This window comes from Flavobacterium sp. ST-158, assembly GCF_058309975.1.
Map to the genome: position 1 here is coordinate 1061589 of NZ_JBZEEN010000001.1, position 13455 is coordinate 1075043.

The window sequence follows — 13455 nt, forward strand, 5'->3', positions numbered from 1 at the left end:
ATTTGGAATGTTTTATGGAGTTAATTAAACAGTTTTGTTGGATATATTTTGATATAAATGCTTTATTTTTGAAACATTAATATAAGCTAGTCATGAAAATAAATAGTCTATTCGTATTTCTTTTATTGTGGTTTTCGGTTGTTCATGCTCAAGACTCCGAGCCTTGGAAAAGAATCAATGCATCTGGGATTCAAACTTCGGCTAGACTTTTAGGAAAGACAGAGGCAGCTAATGCTGTTTTGTTTCAATTAGATGAAGAATTTCTAAAAACGAAGCTTAAGGCAGTTCAGGATAAGTCGGCTTTAAAGACTACGATTGATATTACAATTCCAAATACGGATGGTATTTTAGAAAAATTTTCTATACATGAAGATTCTAATTTTGAGGCCGAACTTCAGGCTAAATATCCAGATATTCGTTCGTACTCGGGTATTGGAATTACGGATGCTGCTGCTGTTATAAATTTTAGTATGTCTCCATTGGGTATTCAAACGATGATTACCAGAAAAGGAAATCAAATGGAATTTATTGAAAAAGATACTGAAAATAGCAATATTTATGTTGTTTTGGATTCTAAAAATAAATTAAAAGAAAGTATGCCTTTTAGTTGTAATACTGTTAGTGAATCTAATTTGAGTAAAAAAAATGCTCAAACAGCTAAAATTGTTTCCAGTGATAAAAAATTTAGAACGTTAAGGCTTGCTTTGTCTTGTACGGGTGAATATGCTAAATATCATAGTGGATCTGCTACTCCTACTATTGCAATAGCTCTGGCTGCTATGAATGCAACCTTAACTAGAGTGAATAGTATTTTTAATCGGGATTTAGCGGTTAAATTACTACTTATAGCTAATAATGATCAGATAATATATACTAATGCTGCAACGGATCCGTATTCTGATGCTGCTGCAGGAGTTGGAACAAATGATGTTCCAGGTAGTTGGGGGACTGAATTGCAAAATAATTTAACTTCTGTTATAGGAAGTGCTAATTATGATATTGGGCATTTGTTTGGAGCTTCTGGTGGTGGTGGAAATGCAGGTTGTATTGGTTGTGTTTGTGATACCGGGAAGGGAAGTGCTTATACTTCACCATCAAATAATGTTCCTAAAGGGGATAGTTTTGATATTGATTTTGTAGCTCATGAAATGGGACATCAATTAGGTGCTAATCATACTTTTTCTTATGATATAGAAGGGACTGGTGTAAGTGTGGAGCCTGGAAGTGGATCCACGATAATGGGGTATGCAGGAATTACAACGGATTATGATGTGCAGCAATATTCGGATGATTATTTTTCATTTATTAGTATAGGTCAAATTCAAGCTAATTTGGCAACAAAAAGTTGTCCGGTAACCACAACTATAAATGCTGCTTCACCAACGGTTTCTGCAGGAGCTGATTATACGATTCCAAAAGGGACTGCTTTTGTTTTAAAAGGAAACGAGAATACAGCTGCAGGTGTTACTTACGTTTGGGAAGAAAATGATTCAGCTACTTCGGCAAGTGATGATTCTAGTGTAGCGTTGAGTACTAAAACGAATGGACCACTTTTTAGGTCTTTTCCTCCTGTGACTTCTACAACTAGATATATGCCAGATTTTAAAAATGTTTTAGCTGGAAGGTTGCGAAGCAGATGGGAATCGGTTTCAGATGTAGCTCGCACACTTCATTTTGTTCTTACGGCTAGAGATAATGCTGCCGAAGGATTGGCTCAAACGCTGTCGGATGAAATGATTGTCAATGTAAGTGCTGCTGCTGATCCATTTGAAATTACTTCTCAGAATATTGCTAATTTAAGTTGGTTTCAAAGTACTAAACAAACTATAACTTGGAATGTAAATGAGACGAATGGTTTGCCGGGTTCTTCCAAAGTAAACATCAAGCTTTCTACGGATAACGGTGCAACTTTTCCAATTATCTTAGCTTCAGCTGTTGCAAATGATGGTTCCGAAACGATAACTGTGCCCAATGTTTCATCCCAATTTTGTAGAGTTTTAATAGAGCCAACCGATAATATTTTTTATGCTGTTAATAGCAAAACATTTGCAATAGGTTATACAACTGAATCTAGTTGTCAAACGTATTCAGTACCAAATACTCCTTTTGCAATTCCTGAGCAAGGAAATTTTGCTACTAAATCGATAGTTGTGCCTGCTACAACTGAATTTATTTCGGATGTTAATTTTAGTATTAATGTTACACATCAGTATTTTTCTGATGTACAAATGGAGCTTGTAAGTCCAAAAGGAACAGTTGTAAAGCTTTTTTATAATGGATGTAGTACTACTAATGGTACTTTAGACTTGGTTTTTGATGATGCAGGAGCAGATTTGTCTTGCGGGAATAGCGCTTTGCAAACTGTGGTGCCTTTAGGGGTGTTGAGTGATTTTAATGGTGAGAATCCTCAAGGAACATGGACGTTGCGTTACAGGGATATTTATACAACGGATACAGGAACAATAAATTCGGCATCAATTGCTATTTGTACGCAAAAATATACTTTAGTGCCTTATGACGATATTTCTAAGGATTTGATAGTGAGTTCTAATCCCAATGATGGCAATTTTAAAGTACAATATATAAGTACTTCTTCAAATGCTGAGATTGAAATTTTGGTTTATGATGTTGCTGGAACTAGAATTTTTGATAAAAAGTACCCTAATAATGGAGGGTTTAATGAGGATATTCAATTATTAAATAGACCTCGTGCAGGTATTTATTTTGTACATCTGATAGATGGTAGTGCCGAAAAAACATTTAAAATGATAATAAAATAGGTATGAAAAAAGGAGCAATTTGCTCCTTTTTTTATTTTCCGTTGAAAGCTGACATGGTGTTTTCTAAGCCTGCAGTTCCAAAAGATTTGATGATTTCGGCAGCTGTTTCCAATCGTTCAGGAAGTGTTTCGTTTTCGGCAGTACTCCATTCTCCTAAAACGTAATCTACTTGTTTTCCTTTTTTGAATTCGTCGCTGATTCCAAAACGGAAACGAGCGTATTCGGTTGTGTTTAATACGGCCTGAATGTTTTTCAAACCATTGTGTCCGCCATCGCTGCCTTTTTTTCTAATGCGAATAGTTCCGAAAGCAATATTTAAGTCATCCGTAATTACTAATATATTCTCTAATGGAATTTTTTCTTTTTCCATCCAATATTGAACCGCTTTTCCACTTAAATTCATGTAGGTGTTGGGTTTTAAAAGTAAAAAAGTTCTTCCTTTGAATTTGTATTCAGCCAGAGATCCTAATTTTACGGTTTGAAAGTCAAGGCTTTCTTTTTTGGCTAAAAAATCTAATACTTTAAAGCCGATATTGTGTCGTGTGTTTACATATTCGGTGCCAATATTGCCTAATCCTACAATTAAATATTTTTTACTCACGCTTTCTATATTGTTTTTTGGGTGTTCGTGAACCTCCGGTTTCATGTTGTTGCTGTAATCTTCTTTTGCTGCTGTGGGAAACAGACTCTTTATCCATTGTAACATGCTGCAAAAATAGAGTAAAAAGAGAAAAGAATAAAGTGTGAGGACGAATTGTTTTTAATGCATAATATTCTTTTTTAGCCCCGATGGGAGGGAAAATCCTTTTATTTTTTTCTTTAAAAAATAAAAGATTGGAAGGACAGCGGGACGGCTGTTGTTGTGTTACGGAATAGTTTGCTCCAAAAAAAAGCATCAACCTTTCGATTGATGCTTTTAAATATGATTGAAAAAAGATTATTTTTTCTTTCCTTTTGCTGGTGCTTTTGCAGCTTTTGCAGCTTCTTGAGCCGCTTTCATAGCAGCACGAGACATCTTCACTTGACAAATAACAGTGTTGTCTGGGTGCATGATTTTGAAATCAGGTGTAGGTACTTTAGTTACATATAACTTGTTACCCATGTCTAATGGAGTGATATCTGCTTCAACAAAATCAGGAAGATTTTTAGGTAAAGCTTTAACTTTTAATTTACGGTTGTTGATACGTAAATCTCCACCAGCCATAACTCCTTTAGAGTTACCAGTGATTTTTACAGGAACTTCAATAGTGATTTCTTTGTTATCGTATAACTGGAAGAAGTCAATGTGTAAGATTCTGTCAGAAACTGGGTGAACTTGGATATCTTGTAAGATAGCGTTGAATGATTTTCCATTACCCAATTCGATCACAACTGTGTGAGCGTTTGGAGTGTAAACCAAGTTTTTGAATGCTTTTTCTTCTGCTGAAAAATGAACTGGTTGATCTCCTCCGTATAACACGCAAGGAACCGCTCCAGCATTACGTAAGGCTTTAGTAGCTACTTTGCCCACGCTTTCTCTTTCTGATCCTTTAATTGTAATCGATTTCATTTTAAATATTTATATAGTTATTAATTAAACTCTTATTTAGTGATTAGTGACTAGTTATTAGCTACTATTTGACGCTAATCAGGTGTTTTTTACATGATAAACTTTCCGCTGATGGAATTGTTGTTTTGTACCATGTGCATTACTTCAGCAAAAAGAGGCGCACAACTTACTACTCTGATTTTGTTTGAAGCTTTCTTTAATGGAATAGAATCTGTTACGATTAATTCGCTCAATTTAGATTCTTCTATTCTTTCGTATGCTTTACCAGATAAAATAGGATGTGTACAGATTGCTCTAACGCTTAAGGCTCCTCTTTCTATCATTAGGTCAGCTGCTTTTGCTAATGTACCTCCGGTATCAATCATGTCGTCAACCAGGATAACATTGCGTCCCTTTACATCACCAATTAATTCCATGGTGTCAATAACGTTAGCTTGTTTTCTTTGTTTGTAACAAATTACCACATCAGATTCTAAGAATTTAGAATAAGCATAAGCTCTTTTCGAGCCTCCCATGTCTGGAGAAGCAATTGTTAGGTTATCTAACTTAAGGCTTTCTACGTATGGTAAAAATATAGTAGAAGCAAAAAGGTGATCTACTGGTTTTTCAAAGAATCCTTGGATTTGGTCAGCGTGTAAATCCATAGTCATAATTCTTGTTGCTCCTGCTGTTTCCAGCATTTTAGCTATTAACTTAGCTCCAATTGGGACTCTGGGTTTGTCTTTTCTGTCTTGTCTTGCCCAACCAAAATAAGGCATAACAGCAGTTATATGTCTTGCTGAAGCGCGTTTAGCAGCATCAATCATCAATAATAACTCCATTAAATTATCCGTATTAGGGAAAGTAGAGCAAACAATAAAAACACGTAATCCTCTGATTGACTCTTCGTAAGACGGTTGAAATTCTCCATCACTATAATGTGACATAGATACTTTACCTAATGGAATTCCGTATGCTTCGGAAATTTTTTCAGCTAGATAGACACTTTGTGAACAAGCAAAAATTTTAGCTTCTGGTTCTTTTTGTGACATTTAATTTGTTGTTTTTATTCCGCTGCGCTCAATTACAATCTTGTTTTTGTCTTTTTTTAAAGACAGAATGTGTTTAAATGCCTCGGATGGAGTTAGTTAGTATATGCTGTTTTAACGAGCTGCAAATTTAGAAAATTAATTTGACTGTGAAAGTAAAATTTTCAGAAAATTTATTAGAAACTTTAATAAAATTTTTTACATTTGCACCGTTGTTAAAGAAAAGATATTTTGTCTTTCTTTAGTTTAAAAGCCCAGGTGGCGGAATTGGTAGACGCGCTGGTCTCAAACACCAGTTCTTAGGAGTACCGGTTCGATCCCGGTCCTGGGTACTAAAGCCCCTTCTTTCGAAGGGGCTTTTTTTATGCTTATTATTTTCTTTTTTATAGAAACTATGATTTAGTTTTTTTACCGTTATTTTTTATTCATGTTGCTATTGAATAATAAAAAACCCTTAAAAATATTGGTTTTATAAGCGTTTATGTCAAAATACCCCCGCTAATGTATTGTAATACCCCTCTTGTCTTTTGTGTTGTTGTCTAAATTTGTAAACTAGATTTTTATTTCTTATTTGACTTTTTGTTTTGTTTTGAATTCTATGTATTTCCCAATGATACCTATAAAGTTTTTTAGAAAATAATTTCTAAAAGTTGTCCAATTTTAAAATACGAGTTTATTAAAGAAGATTAAATGAGAAATATTGTAGTAGCATTTGCTTTGTTTTTGAGTTTGCAAAATAGTTTTGCACAAACTAACGAATGGGAAGCCCCACAAATTTTAGATAGAGGAAAAGAAGCGGGAAGAAGTTCTTTTCTTTTGTTTAGTAATGAATCAGAATTGAAAGATAATGAACCTCAAAAATCAGCATTGTATCAAAGCCTGAATGGGAATTGGAAATTTAACATAGTTAAAAATCCACTGCAACGTCCTGTAGATTTTTATTCTACTGCTTTAGATGACTCTAATTGGAAAACTATTAAGGTACCTTCAAACTGGGAAATTCAAGGTTTTGATATCCCTATTTATACTAATATAACTTATCCGTTTCCAAAAAACCCTCCCTTTATAGGTGGCGATTATAATCCAGTAGGAAGTTATAGACGTACTTTTTCTGTTTCTGATTCATGGAATGATAAGGAAATTATCCTTCATTTTGCTTCTATTTCGGGTTATGCAAGAGTTTTCTTGAACGGAAAAGAAGTAGGGATGACTAAGGCTTCTAAAACGCCGGCTGAATTTAATATTACTTCTTTCTTGAAAAAAGGCGAAAACTTATTAGCGGTTCAAGTGTTTCGCTGGCATGATGGAAGTTATTTAGAAGATCAGGATTTCTGGAGATTAAGTGGTATTGAGCGCGATGTGTATTTACAAGCTATGCCTAAAACTACTGTTTGGGATTATTTTGTAAAAAGTGATTTAGATAATCAATATAAAAACGGAATTTTCAATCTAGAAGTTAGTTTGAAGAGTTTCCAAAACACTAAAATCAAGAATCCTTCAGTAAAAGTAGAATTGTTTGATAATAAAGGAAAAAATGTTTTTTCTGAGAACAGAAAGGTAGATGTAAAAACTCAAAAAGTAAGTTTTAGCACAACAATTGAAAACGTAAAACAATGGAGTGCCGAAACGCCAAATTTATATCGCTATACTATTACATTAGTTGATGCTAAAGGGAATACTTTGGAAATAATTTCTAAAAAAACAGGTTTCAGAAAAGTAGAAATTAAAGATGCGCAGTTATTGGTTAATGGAAAAGCCATTTTGGTAAAAGGGGTTAATATTCATGAACACAGTGATACAAAAGGTCATACTCCTGATACTGAATTGATGTTGAAAGACCTTCAGTTAATGAAGGAAAATAATATTAATGCAATTAGAATGAGTCATTATCCTCATGATACGCATTTTTATGAATTATGCGATGAGTACGGATTTTATGTGGTAGACGAAGCTAATATAGAAACGCATGCTATGGGAGCTGAATGGCAAGGCTCATTTGATAAATCAAAACATCCCGCTTATTTGTCGGAATGGGCAGCAGCACATTTGGATAGAATTAAAAGAATGTTTGCTGTAGATAAAAATCATCCTTCGATTATTATTTGGTCTATGGGTAATGAGTGTGGAAATGGTCCTGTTTTTTATGAAGCTTACAATTGGTTGAAGAAAAATGATACCAGCCGTATGGTTCAGTTTGAACAGGCGGGAGAAAATCCTGATACAGATATTGTGTGTCCAATGTATCCCGGAATTAAAAGTATGAAAGCCTATGCTAGTGCCGATAAAAAGCGTCCTTATATTATGTGTGAATATTCACATGCAATGGGGAATAGTAACGGGAATTTTCAAGAATATTGGGATATTATCAACAGTAGTAAACACATGCAGGGTGGGTTTATCTGGGATTGGGTAGACCAAGGTTTGAAAACTAAAAATGAAAAAGGAATTATTTTTTGGGCTTATGGAGGTGATTTAGGTGGGAAAAATTTACAAAATGATGAGAATTTCTGTGCTAATGGATTAGTTTCGGCTAATAGAATTCCGCATCCAGGTTTATTTGAAGTGAAAAAGAGTTATCAAAACATTCAGTTTCAGTTAAAAAATGATAAGGATTTAGTAGTGACTAATAATTATAATTTTACCAATCTTTCTAAATATAATTTCAAATGGGAGTTAGTAAAAAATGGAAAGATTGCTAAATCAGGCGAATTTAATGTTGAAGTAAATCCGGAAGAAAGTAAATCTATTGTTTTAGACTTAGGAACTATAGAGGCTAATTCAGAATATTTCTTGAATGTTTACGCCGTTTCAAAATACGCCGAGCCTTTGGTTGCTAAAGGGCATGAATTTGCGAGAGCACAATTTGCAATTGGAAAAGGAAGTTATTTTGATAATAATACGCTTGATAAAACGGCTAAAAAATTAAAATACAAAGTAAAAAATGAGTTGCTTTCTTTTGAAACGGAAAGTGTAGCAGGAGTATTTGATTTGAAAAAAGGCGAAATTGTAAAATATGCATTGAAAAACGCTGCTGATACTATGATTACAAATTTCCCAACGCCTTATTTTTGGCGTGCACCAACCGATAATGATTTTGGAAATGGAATGCAAAATAAATCAGAGGTTTGGAAAGAGGCTTCTCAAAATCCAACAGTAATCAGTGTCGATTTGGATAAAAAATCTTCTCAAGGTTTGTTAATTAAAGTGATTTATCAATTAGCAGAAGTAAAAGTTCCTTATACTGTAAATTATTTGATTCAAAATAATGGAGCGATTCAAGTAACTGCTGCCATTGATATGGAAGGTAAAGATTTGCCTGAATTACCTCGTTTTGGAATGCGATTGAAATTGAATGGATCTTATGATAATTTGAATTATTACGGAAGAGGACCATGGGAAAATTATTCTGATAGAAAATCAGCATCTTTCATCGGTGAATATTCAGATAAAGTAATCAATCAATTTACCCGAACATACATTCGTCCACAAGAATCGGGTTATAAAACAGATGTTCGCTGGTTGACTCTAAAAAATGATAAAGGGCAAGGTTTGAAAATTGAAGGAAAGCAAAGTCTTGGTTTTAGTGCGTTGAATGTTTCAACAGAAGATTTAGATCCAGGAAAACATAAAGATCAACGTCATCCTTCCGATTTGGATTTAGATTCTAAAGAAGCAGTGTATTTGCATTTGGATTACAAACAAAGAGGACTTGGTGGAGATGATAGCTGGGGTGCTTTGCCGCATGAGGCTTATCGTTTGTTGGATAAAAGATACAGTTATTCTTATTTAATCTCATTGGTTAATTAATTTAGTGGTTTTTTTGTGTTATTAGGAGAAAACCTATGATGTTTATTCATAGGTTTTTCTAATTTTAAAGATTTCAGTTCTTTTTTTAATTGTTTTTTGATTTTTAATGGTATTTGATAAATGAATTATATTTGATTGAAGTAGTTTTTAGCTAACCAAAAATACATTGTATTTTGAGAAATATATCTTTTTTGTTTTTTATGTTTCTAATCTGTTTTACGACTAATCCACAAGTTGTAAAAGGATTGCTTGTGCCAAATTCTAATCAAGAAAAATATACAATAGGTTATATAGGAATTGAAAACGGATTAGCAAATAATGCTGTTACTTCAGTTTATAAAGATAAGCGAGGTTTAATGTGGTTCGGTACTTATGATGGAATTAGTAGGTACGATGGATATAATTTTTCCAATTATAGAAATCAGCCTAATGATGCAAATTCATTAATTAATAATAGAGTTGTAGCTATTTGTGGAACTCAAAATGAAATTTGGATTGGTACAAAATCAGGAATAAGCGTTTATAGTTATTTGACAAATCAGTTTAGTACCAGGAATTATGTAAATCCTATAACGTCTAAAAAAGAGTTGATTGCTTATGCAATCAATGATTTAAAAGAGGGAAAAAAAGGAATTTATATTGCTACGGCAGGTACGGGATTGCTATATGGTTCCAATAAAGGAGGTGATATTACTGAGATACCTCTTTATGTAAACGGAAAATTGCAATGGGATTATCATATGCAGGGAATCGATTTTGACAAATCGGGCAGATTATGGGGTTTTGTTCAGGGGGTTGGAATTGTGAGTATGGATACCAAAACCAATAAACTATCGGTAGTTTTATCAGATATTTTGACTGGAACGACTGTCTTTTATGACGGATTTTCAAATGTTTGGGTAGCTACCGAATTAGGCTTGTTAAAATACAATATTGTAGATAAATCGTATCGTGTTTATAATAATCAGCAAATTCAATATCCTATTGCTGATTTAATTTATAAGCCGGATACAAAAGAAATTTGGATTGCTACAAATGGGAATGGAGTTGTGAAGTATAATTTTACTTCAGATTCATTTTCTTTATTAAGTAATTATCTAGGGGAAGAAAAACTCAATAGCAATGCTATTTCCTCTTTATGCTTAGATAGTGATAATAGAGTTTGGATTGGAACCTTAAGAGGAGGTGTTAATAAAGTGGAAAATAGGAAAAGCCCTTTTACCACCATTTCTAGAAATGAAAAAATTAGTAACACCTTACCAAGTGATTTTATTCTTTCCTTATGTGAGCAAGATGCTAATCATCTTTGGATTGGTACCGATGGAGGAGGAGCCAGTTTGTGGGACAGAAAAAATAATCAGTTTACTAATTATTCCTATAATGCTACTAATCCTAATTCCTTGTCAAATAATTTTGTTACATCAATTATAAAGGACAGTCACGGAACTTGGTTTGGGTCTTATGGAGGCGGAGTTTGTGTTTTTAATCAACAAACAAATAGTTTTAAGAGGTATGGACTTTTTAATCTTACTTATAATATTGTTCAAAAAAATATCTGGGTGCTTTTTAAGAGTAAAGAAGGGGTTTTATGGGCTGCGTCTCCTGACGAAGAGGGCTTGTATCGTTATAATGAAGTGCTTGATCAATTTGACTTTGTGGATGCTAAAATTAGTGGGATTATTTCTATGGCCGAAGATGCTCAGGGCAATATTTGGTTAGGAACTTTTACTAAGTTAATTAAACTTAACCCAAAGACATTACAAAGTCAAAGCATTGAAGTTAAATATCCGGTACGTTCCATTGTTGCTATTTCGGGTTCTAAAATGCTAATAGGGACAGAAGGAGCCGGCTTGATGGTTTTTAATCCTCAAACGCTACAAATGCGTTTTTTGACTCAGACAAACGGACTTCCAAATAATTCAGTTTTGAATATTGTTAGAGATAATCAAGGGCTTTATTGGTGCAGTACTTACAATGGTATTTTTGTGTACAATCAAACTAGTGAAAAAATTACCACTTATTATGATGCAGATGGGCTTCAGAGTAATCAATTTAATTACAATGCCGGACTCAAACTTTCTACAGGAGAAATAGTATTTGGTGGGATTAAGGGTTTTAATATTATTGATACTAAAATAAACAATGCTGTTCATGCTTTTCCTAAACTGATTATTAGTAGTATTAAAGTTAATAATAAGGTGTACAGTGAATCGGGTTTAACTAGTTTTGGTATTGAGAAATTAAAATTACCCTATGACGAATCAATGTTAAATATTGAATTTGCTGCTTTAGAGTATAGTTTGCCTGAAAAAATATCCTATGCTTATTTTTTAGAAGGTTGGGATTCGCAATGGCATTATGTTGATCATATAAGAACGGCTAATTATTCTAGATTGACAGAAGGGAATTATGTTTTAAAAATTAAATCGACTAATGCAGAAGGTGTCTGGAATTCAAAAACTATTTCGTTGCCTATTACTATTTTACCTCCTTGGTATCGAAGTGGATTTGCTTATTTTATTTATGTTTTAGCCATTGCTTTTGGAATTTTTATTGTTGATAAATACCAACGTAAACAAGCACAACTTAAATATGAAGTACAGCTTTCGCAAGATTTAGCCAAACAGGAAAAAGAGCTGAATGAGAAAAAATTAACTTTTTTTACTAATATTTCTCATGAGTTTAGATCGCCTTTAACGATGATTATTAATCCTCTCAAGGATATTATTTATGGTGATAAGCAACAAATAGAACCAAGTGCTATAGAAATGGTATATAGTAATTCCAGAAGATTGTTAAGCTTAGTAGACCAATTACTACTTTTTAGAAAGACAGAGACAGAAACAGGTAAATTAAAAATTGCACACATTGATATTGTTGAATTAGCTAAAGAGGTTTTTAGCTGTTTTGTTCATCATGCTAAAACCAAAAAGATAGATTACACTTTTAGTATTTCCGAAGAAAAATTATTGGTCTATGTTGATCGTGAAAAGATTGAAATGGCTTTGTTTAATTTGATTTCAAATGCTTTAAAATTTACCGAAAAAGAAAATGGAACTGTAGCTGTCAACCTGCGTTGTATAGGTAATGAAGTAATTATTAATGTGGTTGATAATGGTGAAGGTGTTTCAAATGCCGATAAAGAAAAAATATTCAATTTGTTTTATCAATCTAATAAGAATATTAAAAACAACCGAAAAGGATTTGGAATTGGTTTGTATTTGGTAAAACAATTTGTCAATCAACATCATGGCGAAGTATATTGTTATGATAATGAAAACGGTGGCGCAACTTTTGAAATTAAATTGCCTTTAGGAAAAGAACACTTTGGTGATATAGAAATAAGAGAAGATTTAAGTGATAGAACCTTGTTTTTAGAAGAAGCTTTAGAAGATAAAGTAATACAGGAAAATGTATTAGAAGCCATAGAAGAAAACAATATTGATGCGGATTTAGTTAAAGACGCTAAAAGTATTTTGGTTGTAGATGATAATCCTCAAATAAGAAATTATTTGAAGCGTATATTAGCATCAAAATATAAAGTTACTACTGCTGAAAGTGCTGAAAATGCATTGACAATAATTAGAAAACTACAACCCGATTTAATTATTTCGGATGTGGTAATGGGTGATATGAATGGAGTTGCTTTTTGTAAGCAAATCAAATCAGATGATGAGTTAAAACATATTCCTGTAATATTGTTAACAGGAGGTACTTCGGAAGATGTAAAGCTTAAAGGTGCTGAAGTTGGCGCCGATGATTACATAACCAAACCATTTGATAACGACTATTTGTTAGCGCGAATTAATGGAATTCTTACCCGACGCGATAGTGTCCAGAATTACTTGCTGAATTCCGTTACTAAAAATGTAGCAAGTCCTAAATTGTCTGATGAGGATAAAAAACTAATTGATAAAATAGTAGAAATAATTGACGCTAATCTGGATGTCGAAAGTTTTAATGTCAAAGATTTGGCAATTGAATTAGGAATGAGTCATTCCTTAGTTTATAAAAAAATTAAAAAAATCACGGGTAAATCGGTTTCTGAATTTACCAGAAATGTGCGTTTGCGAAAAGTGGCAACTTTGTTAATAACAACCGATTTGCAAATTAGTCAGGCTGCTTCGATGGCCGGTTTTGGTGATATTAAGTATTTTAGAAAACAGTTTCAGCAATTCTATGAAATGAATCCTTCTGATTTTAAAAAGAAATATCAAAACGTAAAAGACAATAAATATATTTTGAACGAGAGTTTTTGGAAATCCACTTAATTGTGTTTTTCAAACTTTAA

General features: G+C 33.1%; 6 protein-coding genes and 1 tRNA gene. 4 read left to right on the forward strand and 3 right to left on the reverse strand.

Annotation, left to right across the window (positions count from 1 at the left end; genetic code table 11):
• Positions 1 to 92: 92 nt before the first annotated feature.
• Positions 93 to 2780, forward strand: a complete 2688-nt coding sequence (locus tag AC4FRF_RS04440; protein ID WP_491158257.1) for a reprolysin-like metallopeptidase — start codon at positions 93 to 95, stop codon at positions 2778 to 2780.
• Positions 2781 to 2811: 31 nt separating this feature from the next.
• Here AC4FRF_RS04440 and pth read toward each other — a convergent pair whose 3' ends face one another.
• The 3 genes from pth to AC4FRF_RS04455 form a co-directional block, all read right to left on the reverse strand.
• Positions 2812 to 3486 (reverse strand): aminoacyl-tRNA hydrolase, encoded by a 675-nt coding sequence (gene pth / locus AC4FRF_RS04445; protein ID WP_491158258.1) that lies wholly within the window; start codon positions 3484 to 3486, stop codon positions 2812 to 2814.
• A 231-nt stretch (positions 3487 to 3717) separates the two neighbouring features.
• Entirely contained in the window at positions 3718 to 4329 is a 612-nt protein-coding gene (locus AC4FRF_RS04450; RefSeq protein WP_491158259.1) for a 50S ribosomal protein L25/general stress protein Ctc, read from the reverse strand.
• 89 nt (positions 4330 to 4418) lie between these two features.
• Positions 4419 to 5360 (reverse strand): ribose-phosphate pyrophosphokinase, encoded by a 942-nt coding sequence (locus AC4FRF_RS04455; protein ID WP_408080710.1) that lies wholly within the window; start codon positions 5358 to 5360, stop codon positions 4419 to 4421.
• A 249-nt stretch (positions 5361 to 5609) separates the two neighbouring features.
• Between AC4FRF_RS04455 and AC4FRF_RS04460 the strand changes: the two genes are divergently transcribed.
• The 3 genes from AC4FRF_RS04460 (at position 5610) to AC4FRF_RS04470 (ending at position 13435) form a co-directional block, all read left to right on the forward strand.
• Positions 5610 to 5689: transfer RNA gene (locus tag AC4FRF_RS04460), tRNA-Leu, on the forward strand.
• A 358-nt stretch (positions 5690 to 6047) separates the two neighbouring features.
• Positions 6048 to 9164 carry a beta-galactosidase, LacZ type gene (gene lacZ, locus AC4FRF_RS04465; protein ID WP_491158260.1) on the forward strand — a complete coding sequence of 1039 codons (3117 nt, stop codon included), beginning with the start codon at positions 6048 to 6050 and terminating at the stop codon, positions 9162 to 9164.
• A 173-nt stretch (positions 9165 to 9337) separates the two neighbouring features.
• Complete coding sequence (locus AC4FRF_RS04470; protein ID WP_491158261.1) at positions 9338 to 13435, forward strand: hybrid sensor histidine kinase/response regulator transcription factor; 4098 nt, start codon at positions 9338 to 9340, stop codon at positions 13433 to 13435.
• Positions 13436 to 13455 lie beyond the last annotated feature (20 nt).